General features: G+C 34.5%; 13 protein-coding genes. 3 read left to right on the top strand and 10 right to left on the bottom strand.

What is annotated here, in order from left to right; translation table 11 throughout:
* Positions 1-3: 3 nt before the first annotated feature.
* The 9 genes from KO515_RS12020 to KO515_RS11980 all read right to left on the bottom strand — a co-directional run bounded on the left by KO515_RS12020 (position 4) and on the right by KO515_RS11980 (position 12583).
* Entirely contained in the window at positions 4-456 is a 453-nt protein-coding gene (locus KO515_RS12020; protein WP_215936592.1) for a Fur family transcriptional regulator, read from the bottom strand.
* Between the two features lie 102 nt (positions 457-558).
* Positions 559-2766 (bottom strand): RelA/SpoT family protein, encoded by a 2208-nt coding sequence (locus tag KO515_RS12015; protein WP_215936591.1) that lies wholly within the window; start codon positions 2764-2766, stop codon positions 559-561.
* Positions 2767-3120: 354 nt separating this feature from the next.
* Complete coding sequence (locus tag KO515_RS12010) at positions 3121-4446, bottom strand: TolC family protein (protein WP_252723857.1); 1326 nt, start codon at positions 4444-4446, stop codon at positions 3121-3123.
* Between the two features lie 4 nt (positions 4447-4450).
* Entirely contained in the window at positions 4451-7555 is a 3105-nt protein-coding gene (locus KO515_RS12005) for an efflux RND transporter permease subunit (protein WP_215936590.1), read from the bottom strand.
* A 3-nt stretch (positions 7556-7558) separates the two neighbouring features.
* Positions 7559-8602, bottom strand: coding sequence for an efflux RND transporter periplasmic adaptor subunit (locus KO515_RS12000; protein WP_215936589.1), 1044 nt, complete (start codon positions 8600-8602; stop codon positions 7559-7561).
* 9 nt (positions 8603-8611) lie between these two features.
* Positions 8612-9214 carry a TetR/AcrR family transcriptional regulator gene (locus tag KO515_RS11995; RefSeq protein WP_215936588.1) on the bottom strand — a complete coding sequence of 201 codons (603 nt, stop codon included), beginning with the start codon at positions 9212-9214 and terminating at the stop codon, positions 8612-8614.
* A gap of 413 nt (positions 9215-9627) precedes the next feature.
* A complete protein-coding gene (locus KO515_RS11990; protein WP_215936587.1) occupies positions 9628-10347 on the bottom strand; it encodes a 3-ketoacyl-ACP reductase in 720 nt (239 codons plus the stop codon).
* A gap of 66 nt (positions 10348-10413) precedes the next feature.
* Positions 10414-11646 carry a M48 family metallopeptidase gene (locus tag KO515_RS11985; RefSeq protein WP_215936586.1) on the bottom strand — a complete coding sequence of 411 codons (1233 nt, stop codon included), beginning with the start codon at positions 11644-11646 and terminating at the stop codon, positions 10414-10416.
* A 139-nt stretch (positions 11647-11785) separates the two neighbouring features.
* On the bottom strand, positions 11786-12583 hold the full coding sequence (locus KO515_RS11980; protein ID WP_215936585.1) for a TrmH family RNA methyltransferase: 798 nt from the start codon (positions 12581-12583) through the stop codon (positions 11786-11788).
* A 47-nt stretch (positions 12584-12630) separates the two neighbouring features.
* Between KO515_RS11980 and KO515_RS11975 the strand changes: the two genes are divergently transcribed.
* The 3 genes from KO515_RS11975 to KO515_RS11965 all read left to right on the top strand — a co-directional run bounded on the left by KO515_RS11975 (position 12631) and on the right by KO515_RS11965 (position 20662).
* Positions 12631-15645 carry a T9SS type A sorting domain-containing protein gene (locus KO515_RS11975; protein WP_215936584.1) on the top strand — a complete coding sequence of 1005 codons (3015 nt, stop codon included), beginning with the start codon at positions 12631-12633 and terminating at the stop codon, positions 15643-15645.
* 110 nt (positions 15646-15755) lie between these two features.
* Entirely contained in the window at positions 15756-19751 is a 3996-nt protein-coding gene (locus KO515_RS11970; protein ID WP_215936583.1) for a DUF7619 domain-containing protein, read from the top strand.
* Between the two features lie 104 nt (positions 19752-19855).
* A complete protein-coding gene (locus KO515_RS11965) occupies positions 19856-20662 on the top strand; it encodes a DUF6503 family protein (protein WP_215936582.1) in 807 nt (268 codons plus the stop codon).
* Positions 20663-20715: 53 nt separating this feature from the next.
* Here the strand turns inward: KO515_RS11965 and KO515_RS11960 are convergent, their stop codons facing one another.
* Entirely contained in the window at positions 20716-22026 is a 1311-nt protein-coding gene (locus tag KO515_RS11960) for an amidohydrolase family protein (protein ID WP_215936581.1), read from the bottom strand.
* Between the last annotated feature and the right edge of the window lie 5 nt (positions 22027-22031).

The raw sequence follows: 22031 nt of genomic DNA, 5'->3' as shown, positions 1-22031 counted from the left end.
GAGTTAGTCGTCTTTTTTACGATTACCGTAAAAATATAATGAATGATTAGTTATCTGAATATCAAAAACCTCTTCTATGGTTTTTTTGATAGATTGAATGCGTGGGTCACAAAATTCGATGACTTCTCCGGTATCTGTGAGAATGACATGATCGTGGTTTTTATCAAAATACGATTTTTCGTAATGTGCCTGACTTTTACCAAACTGATGTTTGCGGACTAAGGCACATTCTAATAGTAATTCAATAGTGTTGTAAAGCGTCGCTCTACTGACGCGATAGTTTTTGTTTTTCATTTTGATATATAGAGATTCAATATCAAAATGGTCTTTGTTATCGTAAATTTCTTGAAGTATAGCGTAGCGCTCAGGTGTTTTTCTATGACCTTTGTCTTCAAGGAATTGTGTAAAAACACGTTTTACGATTTCCTGATTACTTTCTTGTGTGGTTGCATTCATAATTAAAGGGCAAATTTACACAAATTTTATAGGATATGAATTATAAAATTCGTGATTATAACCGAAAGAAATGAACAAGTTTAGAATAATAGTTAATAACCTTTATACTCGAGTTACTTTGTCAATTCCATTAATTTTTTTAAGCTTATCAATGAGCTTTTTTAGCATGGCCTGATTTTTAACCTGAACTGTTATTTTTCCTGTAAAGATGCCATCATCACTAGAAAAGCTAATACTCTTCATATTAACGTGCATATTGCCTGAGATAAGTCTAGTGATATCGTTTACAAGTCCTAAATTGTCTATACCAGATAACAGAATCTGCGAGGTATAGACCTGTTGCGATGAATCAATCCATTTGGCTTGCATAATTCTATACGCATAGTTAGATTGTAAGCTCACAGCATTTGGGCAATTGGTTTTATGAACTTTTAAGCCATCGTTAATGGTTAAGAAACCAAATACTTTATCTCCAGGAATTGGATTACAACAATTAGCTAAAGTATAGTTGAGTTTTTCTTCTTCTTTACCAAAAACAAGCATGTCAAATTTAGACGTGAGCTCTTCTTTATGGATATCTTTAGAAACAGGCGGTTTGTAAATTTTGTTTTTAAAATAACTTACAAAGGCATTGCTTCGAGAAGAGGCAAAGGCTTTTAGTTTTGTATTGTCTATTGTTCCAATACCAACACGATAAAATAAATCTAAGGAAGTGTTCAGCTTAAAGTAGCTGACCAGTTCATTTACGGAATTTTCATTGAGTGTAATTTTAAGTTGTTTTAATTTTCTTCTTAAAATCTCCTTTCCTTCTTCAGCAATTTCTTTTGTACCCTCGTTTAAAGCCGATTTAATTTTGCTGCGTGCTCTTGCTGTTGTCGCATAATCTAGCCAGTTAGAGTTGGGTTTAGCACTGTCTGACGTTAATATTTCTACACGGTCACCACTCTGTAGCTCGTGACTCAACGGCATTAATTTGCCATTTACTTTAGCTCCACGCGTTTTTAAACCCACTTCAGTGTGAATGCTAAATGCGAAGTCGAGCGGAGTAGCGCCTTTAGGTAAAGATTTTAAATCTCCTTTTGGCGAGAAGACAAAAATCTCTTTTGAATATAAATTGAGTTTAAATTGTTCTACAAAATCAACAGCATCGGCTTCGTTATTTTCTAACGCCTCTTGTAAACGATTAATCCATAAATCTAAATTATCTTCTTTAGCATCTGCGTTTTTGTACTTGTAATGCGCCGCATAACCTTTTTCTGCAATTTCATTCATTCGTTGACTTCGAATCTGAACTTCCACCCAACGGCTTTTTGGACCAACAACGGTAATATGAAGGGCTTCATAACCTGTAGATTTCGGAGAGGAAATCCAATCTCGAAGTCGAATAGGATTGGGAGTAAAATGATCGGTTACAATGGAGTAAATTTTCCAGGCTAGAAACTTTTCGTTGGCTAAATCTGATTTGTATATAATTCTAACAGCAAATTTATCATAAACCTCGTCGAAAGAAACCCCTTGTTTTACCATCTTCCTGCGAATACTGAAGATTGACTTAGGTCGTCCTTTAATTTCGTAGTTTAAGCCTTCAGTATTTAAAGAATCTTCAATGACTTTTGAAAACGCTTTAATATACGCGTCTTGATCTTCTTTACTGTCTTGGATCTTACCTAAAATGTCATTGTAAACTTCAGGTTCGGTATATTTTAAACCTAAGTCTTCTAACTCGGTTTTTATATTATAAAGCCCAATTCTATGTGCTAAAGGAGCATAAATATACAGGGTTTCTGAAGCGATTTTAACTTGCTTGTCCGATCGCATAGAATCCATGGTTTGCATATTGTGCAAACGGTCTGCTATCTTTATAATAATTACTCTAACGTCATCATTTAGAGTAAGTAGCATTTTTCTGAAATTCTCCGCTTGCAAAGACACATCCATGTCTTTCTTTAATGAAGAAATTTTGGTGAGCCCATCTACAATTCGGGCTACGGTTTCTCCAAACAATTGCTCCATGTCGTCAATCGTGTAATCCGGATTGTCTTCAACGACATCATGGAGTAAAGCTGCCGCAATAGATGTAGCATCCATTCCGATTTCTTGTGCCACAATTTTTGCTACAGCAATAGGGTGAAATATATAAGCTTCCCCAGATTTTCGTCGCTGATCTTTATGAGCGTCAACGGCGACTTCAAAGGCGTGTCGAATTAATTTCTTATCATCATCAGTTAAAGTTTGATAACTGACCTTAAGTAATTCTTTGTAGGCTTTGGCAATGGCTTTATTTTCTTTTTCTATAGCTTCCTCTGTCATAAGAACTAAAGTAAACAAAGTCTATGATATAAACAACGGGTTTTTTTAGAGAATTTTTGAAGTTACTTAAAAGATGAAATTTTTAATGTATTAATGTTTTATAAATTCATGTTATAATCGCACCGCTTACTTGACGCTTAAAATCTTAATTAATCTATTGTTTATTAGTTTTTAAAACCATAAAGACTAGCGTTAGCGATTAATTATAAGTCTATCAGTTTTTTTTATGAAGTTTTAAATAAATAACCTTTTATAAATTGAAGTAATTCTTGGTAGAATGTTGAAAATAAAAAAGGCTAAAAACAATGAAAGTAACACTGCTTAATAGCCTTTTTGTTGGTTTTAGTTTTGCTATTAATCTAAATCCGGAATTTCTATTTGATTTATGCTGTATAGGTATGTTGCTTCTTTTTGTTTAAAATTGGCAATGGCATTCACTACATCGGCTTCGGCTTCTTCTTTAGTTTGTCTAGCGTCTAATAAATCCGATAAATTATTTAACCCATTATTGTAATTGTCACGTTGCGCTTCTAAATTTTCGGTAGCAAAATCAAGTTTGTCCAAAGCAAACTGTATGCGTTTGTTGGCTGTTTGTAAATCGTACCAATTTTTGGTAATGTATTTTGTTAATTGGTCTTCAACATCCAATAAATTATTTTCAGCAATTTTTAAGTCCACCTCTTTTTGGTGAATTCGCTTTTTTTCTTTGCCCCAAAACGCCGAAATAGGTATGGTTACAGAACCAAAAGCAATGGGCTGAATATTCATATTAAAAGCATCGTTAAACGATCCCACTTTTGCAGCATTAATACCAATTGCTACTTGCGGCAATAAATTAGATTTTTCGTTTTTAACTTGCAATTGAGCCGCATCAACTTGCTTTTTTGATAACTGATAAAGATTGTTATTGGGCAAATCTATACTTAAATTATCATTTAAGATTGAAGTTGAAAAATTGTCTTTAGTTACATTACTTGTAGCCACCATTGCGGTATCGAAAGGTATACCAACATAAAGTGCTAAATCTAAAAGGGCGATTTTTCGTAAGTTAGAAAGCTCTAATTCGTTAGCTAGAATATTGCTTTTTTCAACTTTTACTTGTAACATTTGGCTTTTAGAAATGAGGCCTGCATCTAATAAGTCTTGTTGCTGTTTTAAAAGTTCGTTTACATAGTTTTTTCCGGCAGTGAGTACTTTTTGTTGTTCTTGTATTTGTATTAATTGCCAAAATTTTAATTCCGTATTTAGCATAACTGAATCCACTGCAGTTTCATGCCCAATTTTCCTAGCTTCTAGTTGTAATTCAGCAAGGTCATTACCAATTCTTACTTTTCCACCAGCATAAACAGCTTGAGTTGCAGCAGCACTTACCGAATACAAATTCTCTATACCATTTGGTAAATAGTTTGGTATTTCAGGAACCAAATAATCAAATGCTTGAACTGCAAATGCGCTTGCTGATACTTCAGGGAAATAATTATGAAATGCTTCTTGTTTTACAAATTTCGCTCTTTTTATTAATAGCGAATCGTTTTTTATACTTCTGCTATATTGAAGCGCTTTCTTTTTTAAATCATCTAGTTTTAATTGGTTTTCTTGCGCATTTATATTAGTGATGCTTAACAGGAAAACAATAAACAAACTAGCTGTAAAATATGCTGATTTATAGGTCTTCATCATGATTCTAAATGTTTTGTTCTTGTTCTATTTTGTCTTCATCTGCTCTAAAAAATAACCAATACAAAATTGGTAAAACATAAAGGGTGAGCACCATTGAGATTAGTAAACCAAACGCGATTACAGTACCAAGAGGTCCCCAGAGGCTAGAGCGGCTTATAATCATAGGTGTTACACCTACAGCAGCTGCTGCTGACGTTAAAAATATGGGACGCATTCTACGTTCCGCAGATAAAATGGCTGCTTCTCTATAGGTTTTGCCATGGTGGCGATGAAGCTCATCGGCGTAGTCAATTAAAATGATACCGTTTCTTACCACAATACCACATAAGGCCAAAATACCTAAGAAAGAGGTGAAACCAAATGGATATTGCATTAAAAGTAGCCCAAGCGCAGCTCCTAAAATACTTAACGGCATGGTTATAAAACTTAAAATCGCATGCTTAAATGATTTAAAATGCCATATAAGAATCAATATAATTAAAACCACACTGACTAAAAGAGAAACTCCCATTGGTAACAGGTTTTCTTGAGCCATTTCAAACTCACCACCATAATCTACTCTTATGTGCTCTGGAATATGAAGTGCTTCTAGTTTTGGTTTAATTTTTTCTAAAACCACATTAGCTACAGCGCCTTTTTCAATATCTACTCTTACGGTTAAACATCGCATACCATTTTGCCGGACAATGCGCTCTTGTCCCCAATTTGCTTTTATGTCTGCAACTTGGTTTAATGGAATATTTTTACCTGTTGAAGGCACAATAATTGAAAGTTGGTTAAGGTCTGATAGGGTTTGTGCCTTATCCGTTTTAGACTTTACCTTTACGTTTATGGCGTAATTATCATCATAAATTTGTGTGGCGTGTAAACCTTCCGTGTTCATTGCAATAGTGTTGGCAACATCTTGTTTTGTTAAGCCAGCTTGTGCAAGTTGCTGTTCTTTGAGTTGAATACCAACTTTGTTATAAACCTCACCAAAATCAGTTCTAGACCAAATGGCTTGTGGTGTTTGTCTGGCTAGGTTAATGATAGAATCACCATACTGTTTTATTTCAGCAATATCATCTCCATATAATTTAATTTCAATAGGTGCAGATTTATTGACCATGTTTAATTGCTTCATTCGTAAATAAGCATTAGGAAACATGTCTGCATATTTTTTGTCGTATTCTCTTAATACCTCTTCAGTAGCATCATCAGAAGTTGTTGTCACCAGTATTTGCGCGTAGTTTTTTGCTGGTAAATTAGGGGCATACACCATATGGAATCTTGGTGAACTTTCGCCGATAAAACTGGTGTAGTTGACCACGCGTTCATCATTTGCTAATACTTTCTCAAATTCATTTACAACCTTGGCTGTTTCTTCTAAATTACTAGATTTGTTTAAGTTAACTTCTACGGCAAATTGATTTCTTTCAACGATTGGAAATAATTCCTGACTTACATTTGAAAACAAAAACAACCCTAAAAGTATTGAGAGTGTACCAGCTATAACTGTGATTCGGTAATGCTTCATAGCGCTGTTTACGCTACTATTAAAGAAGTTCTGAATACGATCTAGCATCGATTTTTTGTGTTCTTCACCTTCTTTTTTATGTGAATGCAGTCCTTTTTTTATAAAAACGGTATTTAAATGCGGTACCAATAATACAGAAATGGTTAGCGATAGGAATAAGGCTATAGATATGGTCCAAGGAAACGTACTTAAAAAGTCTTTTGCTGTTCCGCTCATAAAAAACATAAGCGGGAAAAAGGTTGCCGAAATTGCTAAAGTTGCGGTAAATACAGACGGAAATAATTCGGTGGCACTTTCTAAAGCGGCTTCCCAGCGTGATTTACCTTCGTCTAGTTTTTCAACGTAATTATCAATAACCACAATAGGGTCGTCCACCACAATACCTAATACAACAATTAAAGCCGCCAGTGTAACGGTGTTTAGCTCCATGTTTAATAAATACATAACCGCCAATGTAGAAGCAATGGTAATAGGTATGGTTGCTGCAGCTAGTGACGCTACACGAAATGGTAGTAGCAACATACAAACCAAGATAACACCCATAAGTGCGTAGCCAAACTCTTTCATAAAATGCGCTATAGAATGGTTGACAGCTTCTGGTTGGTCAGCAATAACATTTATACTGATGTCTTGCGGTAAATCTTCCTTTAGTTGGGCTATGTGTTCTTCAATTTCATCACCAAATTGAACAATATTGTTGCCTTTAGCCATTTCTAAAGTAATGATGATGCTTCGTGTGCCATTACTTTTAATGTAAGAATCTGGATCGTTATACTCGCGTTTTACTTCTGCAATATCGCCTACGCGAATTACATTTCCGTTAGCATCTGAAGTAATGATGTGTTGCGAAATATCTGCGATATCATTAAATGATGGATTAATATGAATAGGGTAATCTATGGTTTCCGATTCTAAGTCTCCAGCAACATTAATAGCACCTTGCGCATTTAAACTTTGCATTAACATACCTGGACTTATGGCATATTCGGCGAGTTTGTTTTGGTCTACATAAACCGCGATTTGTTCATTTATACTACCAGAATAGCTGATTTTAGCCATTTCTTCAATACCACGTAAATCGTCTATTATTTCTTCAGCATGCAGTTGTAAATCTTTATACGGTCTGTCTTTAGATTCTACCGTTAAAATCATGGCGGCAGTGTTACCAAAATCGCTATTGACTATAACGCCTCTAACTTCTGGTGGTAAAGAGGTTTGTTGAAAAACAAATAAATCATTTTTTAGTCTATTCCAGAATTGTTGTGTTTCATATTTATCAACGGTATTAGCAATTTCAACATACACATAGCTCATACCTTCTTGCGAATACGAGTAGGTTTTTGCTTTGTCTATTTCATTAAAACTAAATAAATATTCTTCTAATTTGGTAGTAAGTTGTGCTTCAACTTCTTCAGTACTTGCTCCAGGATATACACCAACCACAAGACCGGTGCGTATGGTAAAATCTGGAAACTCGTTCCTAGACATATTAACCAAGCCCAAAATACCAATACAAAAAAACACCACAGCTAGCGCGACAGGGAAAGCGGTGTTTTTCATTCCCCATTCAATAAGTGAACCTTTTTGTTTCATCTTCTATTTTGTTAAAATTTTAATGGGTGTATTGTTTGTTAATTTGTGGTAACCAGACGTAATGACTTTGTCTCCAATAGCAAGGCCGTTTTTAATTTCGATACCATCGTTATAGAGTTTACCAATTTCTACGATTTTGCGTTGTGCGGTATTGTTTTCGGCATTGACAACATATACAAAGTTTTGACCTTCGTTGGTTATAGATACAACATCTACAGGAAGTTTAAAATTTTGAATGGTAGCTTTATTGTCTGTGTTTTCAACGACATTAGTACAGGTCATGCCTGGTTTTAAAAGGAAATCAGGATTATCTACAGTTATTTTAGCGGTATAAACAGGAGTTCGACTTTCAGATTGTATAGCTATTTCTGTTAAGGTTCCAGAAAATGTTTTATCTAAAGTTGGAACGTAAATAGTAGCTTTTGTTCCAGTTTTGTAGTGGTTTACTTCTTTGTCTGATAACGAAATGATGGCCTGTACTTTGCTTAAATCTACCAATTCGACAACAGGCATTCCAGGCGAAGCAACATCGCCAGATTCCATTAATTTATTACTGATATAGCCACTAAAAGGTGCCGTTAATTTGGTGTGGTTTAAATTTTTGCTGGCTGCATTTAAAGCAGATTGCGCTTGTTCGTAGTTAGATTTTGCTTCTAGCATTCGTATTTCTGCAATGCTACCTTTTTGAAATACATTATTTATTCTTGTAAAGTTTTCTTTAGCAAGATTAGCTTGTGCTTTATTGGCTTCATACTGTGCTTTATATAAAGAAGGATCTATAGCGGCGATAAGCTGTCCTTTTTTTACATAATCACCCATATTAACCGGTAAATTTGTAATATCTCCTGCGACTTGAAAACTCATAGTTGCAGTTTTTACAGGTTTAATAATGCCTGGGAATTTTTCAGAACTACCGTCAACACCATTATTTGGGGTGATATTTAAAACATTAACGGCAATAGGAGTAATGGATTTGCTAGTTTTCTCTTCTGCACAAGAAATTATAGTTAGCCCTAAGAGCATAGCATATAAAAAATGTTTAGTCATTATTTTGGGTTATTTAATTTTTAATGAGTGTATAAGTAGATTATTAATCCAGTTTATTTTTGTTTGTATGTCGCCTTTCAAGGTTTCATAGATGAAAAATTCTTTCTTAGTATTATCGATAGTATTTACGATACTGGTGGCTAAGAAATTGATATGTTCACTATCTAAAGTTTCTATTTCTTTGTTTTGAATAGCCCATGTTAAACAATCTTTTATTACTTCTATGTCTTGCTGATGAATTTTAACTGCAACAGAGGAAATAAAATCTTCCCCTTGTCTTAAATCATTTAATATGATTTTATAAGTTTCTAAGGCATTTTCTATATAAATGATATGCTCATTGACGTAAATAGATAGATTTTTATCTAATGTGTTTTTATTTGAAAGTTTTAATTTACAGCTCTTTATCAGAGGTTTGTGTAAGTCGAACATACAAGCTTTAAAAACATCTTCTTTATTTTTGTAATAATAATAAAGCGTGCTTCTACCTTTTTTGCTAGCTTCTGCTATGAGTCCCATACTAGCTTTTCTAAAACCGTATGTCTCGAATACCGTTTTAGCAGCCTCAATAATCTGTGTTTTTACAAACTCGTCTTTACTGGAATTCGACATTTGTTGCTGTTTTGTTTGATTTTCGACAAAATTACAAAAAATGTCTAAATGTGAATCAAAAAATATTTATTTAACATAAACTTAAACTATAAGATTCATATCGGAATTGTGCATGTCACTGGTTTGGCTACAAGAGGGCTTTATTGCGAACTGGTCCTCATGGAATCTGATCCCTAACTATAGCATGTGTAGCGTTTTGTATTCTGTAGACTTTGGTGAAGAAAGCCAATCTTTATGTTGAATAGGGATTGGGATAAATCTATATCTGGATGATAATGGAATTAATAAAGAAGGATTTTCAATTGATGTGTTAATCGGCTTTTTTGAGTTGATAACTAAACTAACTCATGTGGTAAAAACAACAACACCCGCAATACATGCAGGTTTTGTTACGTTGTTGTATAAAAAAATCCTTACGGATTAGTAGACCATAAAGAGGCATTTGCCATCATAGCTCTACGTGGTAATTTTAAACCAGAAACGATTAATTCAGCAAAATCTTCAGGTTGTAAAACACTATCTTCAGAGTCTTTATTTGCAATTCCTAATTCTATAGACATGTCTGATGCAATGGTACTTGGTGTTAACGTACACACTCTAATATTGTTTTTACGGACTTCTTTCATTAAGGATTGCGACATTCCGATAACCGCAAATTTCGAAGCAGAATAGGCAGAAGTAGATGCATTTCCGTTTAAACCAGCCGTTGAAGATACATTAATAATATCACCTTCATTTTTGGCAATTAAATGTGGTAAGACCTCCTTTGTTACATAATACATACCCATAACATTGGTCTGTATAATCTGGCTCCATTGGCTGACTTCCATATCATTTAAAGTTCCGAAAGCTGCAATACCAGCATTATTTACTAAAATGTCTATAGCGCCTAAACTATCAATTAAAGTTGTAATATTCTTCTGAACTTCTTCATAATTGCTCACATCAAATGAAGCATAAATTGCATTGACGCCAAATTCCCGTAATTCGGCAACAGTTGCTTTTAAAGCCTCTTCATTTCTTCCTGTGATAGCAACATCAATGCCTTCTTTAGCAAATGCGATTGCGGTTGCCTTTCCAAGGCCTCGACTGCCTCCGGTTATTATTGCTTTTCTATTTTTTAACTCTGTCATGATTTTTATTTTTGGTTACCCAAAGTTATAAAAAATGAAAGGGTATTGTGTTATTGTTTTGTGAATTTAAGATTTTAAATTTCTAACACGTTCTAAAAGCGTAGGATGTGAGTAGTGCATGAAAACATAGGCCTTATGTGGTGTTAAATTACTTAAGCTATTTTTAGATAATTTCTTTAATGATGTAACTAGAGGTTCTGCTTTATAGGTGTTTTTTGCATAATCATCAGCTTGATATTCAAAAACACGTGAGACGTAATTCATGATTAAACCTGTGAGTTCTGAAATAGGCGAGTAGAGCAGACCAAACGCAATGAGTCCAACGTGGAAACTAGGTTTTTCAACTCCAATGGCTTGTGATAAAAGCGGATTCGAAATAAAAATGGATAAAATAAAAAGTGTTAATCCAGTGAGTAGGATAGAGGTTACTAAATTAAAAATGATGTGCTTTTTTTTATAATGACCCACTTCGTGCGCTAATACGGCTACAATTTCGTCATCATTTAAATCGTTGACCAAGGTGTCGTAAAGTGTGACGCGTTTTTCACTTCCAAAACCTGAGAAATAAGCATTGGCTTTAGTGCTTCGTTTTGAACCATCGATGATAAATATTTTGTCGAGATTAAAACCAACCGATTCGGCATAAGCTGAAATTTTGTTTCGTAAGTCGCCATCTTCTAAAGGTGTTTGTTTATTGAATAGTGGCACAATAAGTTTAGAATAAAACATATTCATAAACACTGTGAAGATGGTAACAATTCCCCAAGCATATAACCAAAATTGATTTCCGGTAACTTGATAAAACCAAACGATAAGTGCAATAATGCCACCTCCAAGAAGAACCGTCATCAGTAAGCCTTTCAATTTGTCTAGTATGAATGTCTTTCTGGTGGTTTTATTAAAACCGAATTTTTCTTCAATGACAAAGGTTTTATAATAACCAAATGGTGTTGTGATAATGTCGCTCGAAATCATAATAATTCCAAAGAAAATTAATGCTATGATGATTGGGTTTTCAGAATAACTTCTAGCAATATTATCAACATATTCAAAACCATCCAAAAGCAAAAAACCTAACGTTAGCGCAAAAGAAAATACGGATGTTTTTAGTCCGAATTTATAATTAACAGCTTTATAGGCTTGTGATTTTTTGTATTCCTGAGCATCATACACATCGTTTAATTCTTCAGGAATTGGGTCATTATAATGTTTGACATTTATAGCATCGAGTACTTTATCAACTATAAAGTTGATGATAATGATGGCTAGGATAATATAGAATAGGGTTTGTGCTGTCATTTTAATAGTTTATGTGTGTTTTCGTCACTGCGAGTGAAATTTCCTTTTTGATATTTTGTATCGAGAAGCTTCGTAGTAACAATAGTTCTCGATACAATTTTCTTATACTTCAAAAATCACTCGAACTGACGTTTTTTATTTATTTAAAATCACGTTGACGTTTTGCTTCAAAAATTAGGATTCCTGCCGCAACAGACACATTCATGGAGTCAATAACTCCTTGCATAGGAATGCTGATATTTTTAGTAGCAGCTTGTCGCCATTCTTCCGTTAAACCTGTGGCTTCGGTACCGACAACAATGGCGGTTGGTAATGTGTAATTTTGGGAATGGTAAGGTTCTGATTTTTGTAAAATAGCAGAGAAAATATTGAAATTGTATTTCTTCAGAAAAGCAATAGCGTCTTCGCTGTTAGCCATAGCGATTTCGGTAGTAAAGACACAGCCAACACTAGAACGAATAATATTAGGATTGTATAAATCAGATTTTGGATTCGCAATAATCACAGCGTCTACATTAGCAGCATCAGCCGTACGTAAAAGAGCTCCAATATTTCCAGGTTTCTCAGGGGCTTCAGCCACTAAAATTAGTGGGTTTTTAGAGGTGAGTTTTAAATCTTCAAGCGTATGCTTTTTAGTGTTTACAACAGCAATGACACCTTCAGTGGTATCGCGATGTGCTAATTTTTTAAAGACCTCTTTAGAAATCTCAATAATTTCAATACCATAAGAACTCATCGCTTTGGCCTCGCTTTCAGAAAATAAATCCGGAAAAAACAAAAGGGTTTCAATCGCATAGCCGCCTTTAATAGCTAGCGATAATTCACGTTTTCCTTCTATTAAAAATTGTCCAGATTTTTTACGTTGTCTCGATTTATCTTTGAGCAGAGCAAGTTGTTTTATGAATGGATTTTGAACGCTAGAGATGGATTTACTCATTACTATATTATTTAATCTATATTTGAGAGATACAAATTTAACTTATTATGAAACAAAAACTACTTTACCTATTTCTATTCTTAACAATCAACACAATTTCATTTGCTCAGGTGGCGAATCAGCCAAACGATTTAGAAGTTTGTGATGAAGATAATGATGGTTTTGCTTTATTCGATTTAACTTATGCAGATGCCCAAGTTTTGGGAGCCCAAAGTGCAATAGATTTTACAATAACATATCATGAAACGCAGAATAATGCTTCCAACGGCACTAATGCGATAAATGGTTCGTACATAAATATAATTAGTTGGTTTCAGACGCTATATGTACGATTAGAAGCTAATGCTACGGGAAATTTTGCTACTACTGAACTCACCTTAGTAGTGATTAATACGTCAGAATTTACAGCGGAGATAATAAGTAACGACGTTTTTTTTAGCGATACAGATTCTGATTCTGAAACACCAGTAGAAGCAAACTTGTGTGGATTTGGTTCCGTCACAATAGAAACCAACTCACCATTAGCAGATGGGTTTATTTGGTATAGGAATGGTTTTGAAATGTTTGGAGAAACGTCTTCTTCACTTGTAGTTACACAATCTGATGTTTATCAAGTTGCAGCATTTTATAATCAATGTGGATCTTCAGTGTTTTCTCAACTTGTAGTTCTAAATTTGTATGAGGAAGCAACTGTAATAGACCCACAAACTATTATGGCTTGTGATAATTCATCTGCAGATGGTACGGCAGATTTTAATTTAGATGACTTATCAGCTTCACTTGGTCTAGGAGACGAGTTCGTAATAAGTTATTACACGAGTACTGCAGACGCCAACCAAGCGATTAACTCAATAGTGAGTCCTTATATCTCTGCAGGTGAAACTTTAATTGTGAGAGTAGAAGATATTGATGCAGCGGCTGATAGTTTTTTAGGTTGTAGATATTTATCTACAGTAGATCTTGTAGTTAATTCTATACCTGTAGCTGTATTTCCAACTGCACTTTCATTATGTGATGATTCTACGAGTGATGAAATTGCTGTATTCGATTTAACTGTAAAAGATGCTGAGATTACAAATGGTAATGCAGATTGGTCCGTATCTTATTATGAAACCAATGCAGATGCACAAGCACAGACCAACGTTATTGCAAACCCAACAGCATATACAAATAGTTCTGTTAATGGAAATATAGCTAATCCACAAACATTATATGTAGTAGTTACTGATATTAATACAGGTTGCATGAGTTTTACTACATTGACCATACGGGTTTTGCCAAATCCAACACCAACTCCAAGTGAGTTATTGTCAGATTTAGTGCTGTGCGACGAAACCAATCCTGGAGATGAAGTAGAGGCCTTTGATCTCACAGAAAATGAAGTAATAATCATTAATGGTGAAGCAGGGCAGACTGTGACCTATTATATAAGTGAGAACGATGCTATGTCTGGCTCAAATAGTATTTCGGATCCAACGCAATTTATCAATACAGTTTCTCCTCAAACTATCTTTGCAAGAACACAAAGCAATTTCACGGGCTGTTTTGCGGTTGTCAATTTCAATATAATGGTTAATGCGCTACCAGAAACGGTTGCTGTAACAGACTTTATTCAATGTGAATTAAATACTGATGGTTTCGCGGAATTTGATTTAATATCAAAAGATGCCGAAGTATTAAATGGTCAAGACCCTTCACTATTAGAAGTAACCTACCATGAAACTTTAGAAGATGCATATTCAGGTGCGAATGCTTTAGCGAGTCCATATACAAATGTCACTAATCCACAACAAATTTTTGTAACCATCACTAATATTCTCACGGATTGTTCCATTAGTACTCAAAGTTTCAACTTAGAGGTCCAAGAAGCAGCCCAAGCAAATGCGGATAATGTGCCTATTTTATATGAAGTCTGTGATGATAATATGGAAACTGATGGTGATCCAACAAACGATAGTGTACAGTTTGATTTAGTAACACTAGAATTTGAAGTATTAGACGGACAAGATTCTGACGATTACAGCGTAACTTATTATGCAACTCAAGCTGATGCAGAATTTGGTATAAATCCGTTACCAACCTTATATCAAAACGTTATTAACCCACAGATAATTTATGCAAGAGTAGATAATACTACTGAAAACGGAAGTGGAAATGACGCTTTCACATGCTATGCGACAACAGATGTTACTTTACATGTTAACCCTTTACCATTTTTAAATATAGATGATAGTTATGGTTTTTGTACTGGCGAGTCTGTAACTATAGATACGGGTTTAAATTCTTCAAATTATAGTTTTCAATGGGCAACTGATAGTGGTCCTATACTAGGTGAAACACAAGCGTCTATTACGGTAACACAACCTGGTTTTTATAACGTTACAGTTATTGCTTTGTCTGGGTGTGGATCAGTTACTACAATGATTAACGTGGAGGAGGTTATTTGTGCAGATACCGATGAAGATGGAGTAATTGATAGCGATGAAGATTTGAATGATAACGGTGATTTAGAAGATGATGATACTGATGATGATGGGATTCCGAATTATTTAGACAGTGATGATGACGGCGATAACGTTGCAACTATAGATGAAATTAATATTGTTTTAGGACGATCTAATAACACAATACACCAGTTTGTTGATACAGATGACGATGAGATAGAAAATTATTTAGATGACGACGATGATGGTGATGGCATTCTAACGATAGACGAAGATTATAATAATAACGGAGATCCAACGGACGATGATACAAATAGCAACACGATTCCAGATTATCTTGAAAGTTCAGTAGCTTTAAGTTTAAATGAATTTAATGTCACTCGCTTTAACATGTTCCCAAATCCAGCAAAAGAAAACGTCACCATTCAATTGGCATCGTCTTATTTTGAAACTGGAAGCGTAAATATTTACAACATTCAAGGAAAAGCAATTCTGAAATACATTAAGTTTGAAGAGAATTCTTCGATTTTAGATATTTCAAGTTTAGAAAGCGGCTTGTATTTTGTAGAGTTAACTATAGGAAACACATCAACCGTTCAGAAGTTAATTGTGAATTAAGTTGAAAACAAGTTTTATAACTAAAGCTTCAGGTATATTCTGAAGCTTTTTTGTATTAGCAATAGAAATTGATATTTTCTTATATCTTTAGGCAACCCAAATAACTAAACATGAGACAAAAACTACTTTTATTTTTTATTACACTATTTCTTACGATGATTGCTTCAGCGCAATGTGATATCGTTACCCCAAATTATTATGAAGACTTTTCTGTAATACCTAATGAATGTTGGGAAGAAGCAGATAGTGGAGATGCTGAATCTGGACCTATGGATATAGGATCGGGATCTTGGTTGGCAGAAGGATTTTTAAATAATGGATTAAGTGGTGCATATCGCATAAACCTATATTTAGCTAATAAAAGTGATTGGCTTTTGTCGCCAGAGTTTGATTTGTCAGGTGGTCCTTTTCAAGTGGATTTTGATTTTGGCATCATGGCATGGGATAGTAGTACCAATGCAGGTACGTTGGGATCTGATGATACGGTTCAATTGTTATTAACCAATGATGGTGGTGTAACTTGGATACCGCTATTAACTTATGATGAAAACTCGGAGGTATCTGTTGAAGGTGAACATCCTATTATTGATTTAACGGCCTATAGTGGCGACACTGTTCAATTTGGAATATTAGCTTCAGAAGGCGAAGTCGATGATATTGAAGATGTAGAAGTATTTGTCGATAATTTTAGAGTGAGGAATTTGATTACTTGTTTTGAGCCCATAGCGCTTAATGCTAATAATTTAAACTTTACTTCGGCAGATATAAGCTGGGAAGAACAAGGAACAGCAACTTCTTGGAATATAGAATATGGTGTTGCAGGTTTTACACTAGGAACAGGAACCATGATTAATGGGCTTACTGAAACATTTTATAGTGTAACAGACTTAACTAATAATACTGAATACGATTATTATGTACAATCGGTATGTGGCGAAGAAAATTCAAACTTTGCAGGACCGTTTACATTTGCAACAGCACTTCAAACTAATTTTGATATTGATTGTGTTGGGGATGGTTCACTTACTCAAGACTACTGTTACGGTGATGGTGGGGCAACAGATCCAATCATACTTACTTACACAAGTGCAGATGGTACGCCACTTAATTTAACCTTTAATTCTGGTAGTGTAGAAACTGCATGGGATGAGTTAGTGATATTAGATTCTAATGGTGTACCATTTCCAGGTTATGCCGCAGAAGATGAAAATTACGGAAACGGAGGTGATATCGGCGGACTTACCTTTCAATCTACAGGAGATTCCATTTCATTTTATATTAATTCGGATGCTTCTTGGAGTTGCCAAAGTAGTAATTCTAGTGTGTCACAAGGTATTAATTATACGGTTTCTTGTGCTACATGTATTAATCCAGCAGTGACATTTGAAGTGGTTAATGATTGTGAGAATGGGGATCAATTTTTAATCGATGTAGATGTGACGAGTTTGGGTGATGCCACTTCACTAACAATTTCAAATAATAATAATGATGAAACAACGTCTGTAACAGCAACAGGAGTGTATCAAATAGGTCCTTTTCCTTTTTTAGTTGATGTAATTGTTACCGTGGACAATGATCAAGGTGTTAATTGTGGTATCAATAGCTCAACCATTCAAGTTTTAGGTTGCCCTCCTACTAATGACGAATGTGATGCGGCGATTGTTGTACCTGTTAATAGTGGAATATCTTGTGATGTTTTAACTTCTGGTACTATAAATTTAGCTACGGATTCTGGTGTTTCAAATGACAATTGCTCTGGAGTGCCAAACGACGATGTATGGTTTTCTTTTACAGCTTTATCTGAAATACAAAATATTTTAATCCAAAATATAGCAGGAGGAACCTATAATTTAAACCTAACACTATTCGAAGGGACTTGTGGAGCATTGACAGAATTAAGTTGTTCAGAAAACACATCTATTGTTGCTCAAAATTTAATTATTGGAAACACATATTATGTAAGAGTTTTTTCGGCAGATATGGTGTCCGAAACCTCTACTTTTGAATTATGTATAAAAGACGCCGTTGCAAATACTGTATGTGAAAGTGCAGTAGCATTTTGCTCTAATGGAAACGAAATTACAACACCTAATGTTACAGGAGTACCGAGTTCTTATAGTATGTCTTGTTTAGCTTCAGCACCAAACCCATCTTGGAATATTCTTCAAATTGATGATGACGGAGCTATAGATATTGAAATTAGTCAGCTAAGTCCTGAAGGCACTAATTTAGATGTTGATTTTGCATTGTTCGGCCCATTTGACTCGGTTGAATACGCATGCGACGAAATAGTTGAAGGTTGCACCACATGTCAAGATATTGTTGATTGTAGTTATTCTGCATCTTCGGTAGAAAACTTTACGATTACTAATGCATTATCAGATGAAATTTATATTCTTCTAACCACTAATTATTCCGACCAAGAAGGGACTACATATATTAGTCAAACTAATTTTGGTCAAGCCGATTCTGGATCTTTAAAGGCAGATTTTGAAATCGATTTAGGGCCTGATCAAAATTTATGCGATGTAAACGCTTATCAATTAGATGCAACGACAGCATTAGGTGTCAGTTATCAATGGTATTATGAAGGTATTGTCATTACGGGAGAAACTAATGCTACACTGACGGTTACTGAAAGTGGCACATATAGTGTTTTTGTAAATAATGAATTATGTTCCTCAAGTTCTACCGATGACATCATCATAACATTTAATAATTGTGAGGATGTGGGCTTAATCAATGTATCTGCTTTTTACGACGATAACGATAATACCGTTTTAGATTCAAATGAAACGTATTATGCAAATGGTTATTTTACCTATGAGGCCAACAATGACGGTGTTATTAATACCGTTGCCTCTTCTACAGGAAGTTTCAGTATTGCAAGTTATGAAGACACCGATACGTTTGATATCAATTATTATTTCTATGATGAATATAGTGATTGTTATGATGTTTCTATAGCATCATTTCAAGATGTGACTGTTTTAAATGGTGAAACTATAGCTGTAGAATTTCCAATTGTAGATCAGCTGAGCTGTGAAGATATTGCTGTGTATCTTATAAACGAACAATCTCCAAGACCAGGTTTTACACATACTAACTATTTAATAATTCAAAATTTAGGTTTAACACCAACTTCAGGAACTATAAATTATAGCTTAGATTCAAATCTTAGCATTAGTAGTATAAGTGCGAATAGTAATTATTCGACAACTTTAAATCCCGAAGGTTTTAGTCTAGATTTTGTTAATTTATTACCTCTAGAAACCATAGCTGTTTCTATAGAATTGTTAACAGCAACATCTACTACTCTTGGTGATTTAGTCACCGACACGGTAACTTATACAACGTCTTTAAATGATATCGTTTCAGAGAATAATGAATCTTCTACAACTGCAGAAGTCATTGGTTCTTATGACCCTAACGATAAAATGGAATCTCATGGGAAAGCTGTTTTATTTGAGGATTTTGTAACTTCAGATGAATATTTATATTACACTATTCGTTTTCAAAATGTAGGAACAGCTGAAGCAATTTTTATAAGAATAGAAGATGTTTTAGACGAACAGTTAGATGAAAGCACCTTCCAAATGTTACGTTCTAGTCATGATTATATTGTTACCAGAACAGGGAATAGTTTAGAATGGTATTTTGACAACATCAACTTACCAGCCGAACAAGATGATGAGGAAGGCAGTAATGGTTATGTGTATTTTAAAATAAAACCAAATGCAGGTTATACTATTGGTGATATCATTGAGAATTCAGCTGCTATTTATTTCGATTTTAATGCACCTATTATCACCAATACGTTTCAAACTGAATTTGTAGAAACCTTATCTGTAAATGGTTTTGATAGTACTAGTTTTACTCTCTTTCCTAATCCTGCAAAAGAAAACGTAACCATTCAATTAGCCTCATCTAATTTTGGAACTGGAAACGTCAATATCCTCAACATTCAAGGAAAAGCAATTTTGAAACCTGTTAATTTTGAAGGGAATTCTTCGATTTTAGATATTTCTAGTTTAGAAAGCGGTTTGTATTTTGTAGAGTTAACTATAGGAAACACATCAACCGTTCAGAAGTTAATTGTGAATTAAGTTGAAAACAAATTTTATAACTAAAGCTTCAGAATATATCTGAAGCTTTTTTTTGTAATGCTTTATATTTAATTTCGTCCAAGACGCTAAATCAAAACCCTATTATGAAAAAAATAATTTATGTAAGCCTTTTAGCCGTTATTGCACTGGCGTGTAAAAATGAAACAAAACAAGATGCGACTGAAGTTTTAGAAGTTGAAGCAGTAACAACAGAAGATGTTACAACTAGTATATATCCTGAATCTATTACTAAAGTTTTCAATGCACACGGAAACATTGAGCAATGGAATAAAATGCAAACGCTATCTTTTACTATAACAAAACCTTCAGGAGTAGAGAAGACTACAAAAGATTTAAAAACCAGAGCAGAATTAATTGATACACCAACATATACGCAAGGTTTTGATGGTGAAACGCTTTGGATTAATGAAAAAGATGGTAAAGCCTATAACGGAAAACCTAAGTTTTATAAAGGTTTAATGTTTTACTTTTATGCAATGCCTTTTGTTTTTGGAGATGATGGTATTTCCTATACAGAGACAGAGCCTTTAATTTTTGAAGGAAAAACATATCCAGGAATCTTAATTTCTTACGAAGCGGGTGTTGGAGAGTCTTCTAATGATCAGTATAAGATTTTTTATGACGCTGAAACAGGGCATATGCAATGGTTAGGGTATACAGTAACATTTGGTAAAGCAGAAGGAAGTCCAGATTTCCATTTTATAAGATATAATAATTGGCAAACGGTTAATGGTTTGGTAATACCTAAAAGTATTGATTGGTATAATTATGAAAATAATGTACCTACAGAAAAACGAAATACAGTTGAGTTTACAGATGTAGTACTTTCTGAGAAAGTATTAGATAAAGCTATGTTTTCAATGCCTGCAGGAGCAACTGTGATTGATTAATACTTTTGTAAAAGTAAAAAAGCGAACTGTGAGGTTCGCTTTTTTTTTTTTTGTTAATCTATTTGACTGGGTTTGTCAGAAAACCGTTTCCAAAGTTTTGTTTGGTGGGTTTCTAGACTTAAACTTCTTCCGTCAATAAAGGCATGTGTTAACTGATTTGTGCGCATGTCTAAAGCGTCACCTTCGCTAATAAATAGTGTCGCGCTTTTACCAACTTCAAGCGTTCCGTATATAGCATCAATGCCCATAATTTTCGCTGGATTCTGAGTGATTAATTGTAAGGCTTGTGCTTTTGTTAAGCCATGTGCAACGGTTGTGCCAGCATAAAAGGGAAGGTTACGAGAATTCATGCGTTCCATTTGACCGCTTGGTTCTAATGCCACTAAAACACCTGCATCTACCAATAGTTTGGCTTGTTTATAGGCATAATCATAATCATCGTCTTCTAACTCTGGTCTAGAATGAACACGTGTTAAAAAGACAGATACGTTATTCTGTTTTAAGAAGCTTGCAATATTCGAGGCTTGGTAACCTCCAACAATGGTAATTTTTGAAATGCCTTGGGATGTTGCAAAGTTAACAGCATCAGTTATTCCTTTTTCGTCATCGGCATTAATATACAAATGTTTACTACCATCAAATATACCACTCATGGCTTCATATGGTAAATGTCTTTCGGTGTGATCTCCGTTATTATAACTCTTCGATTCTGTAAAAAAATCATTCAGTTCTTTTATTTGTTTTGAGTAATTTTCATTCGGCTTTAATCCAGCATCTTCACCCATCCACCAACGTCCACGACTAAAGGTGTTTGGCCAATTAATGTGGATGCCATCATCCATTTTTATAGCTGCATCTTCCCAATTCCAGGCATCGTATTGTACAACCGATGAGGTTCCCGAAATACGACCTCCTCGTGGTACAACCTGTCCCAACAATACTCCGTTTGGTCGCATAGATTCTATGACTTTAGATTCGGTATTATAAGCAATTATACTTCTGATATGCGGATTAAAAGTTCCGAGTTCTTCAAGGTCATCAGAGGCTTTAACCGCATCAACTTCAACTAAGCCTAAGGTGCCATTGGCAACAATGAATCCTGGGTAAACATCTTTGCCTTTACCATCAATGATATCCATAGCTTGCCTTGTTAGTGGAGTAGAAGCTTCTGGTCCTATTGTTATTATTTTTCCATTACTAACAACAATAATACTGTTTTCAATAACAGTTCCATTTCCGATATGAGCTGTGGCTCCCACAATGGCAAAATCTTTAGTTTGCTTTGGAGCTGGAGTTTGTTGTGCAAATCCAACTGAGATACACACTAAAAACAATAGCCTATTTAATTTATGTAAGTTTTTCATTTTAA

The organism is Winogradskyella psychrotolerans (assembly GCF_018860545.1).
GTDB lineage: Bacteria > Bacteroidota > Bacteroidia > Flavobacteriales > Flavobacteriaceae > Winogradskyella > Winogradskyella psychrotolerans_A.
The sequence above is the reverse complement of the archived record's forward strand: the minus strand, read 5'-3'. Positions and strand labels throughout refer to the sequence as shown.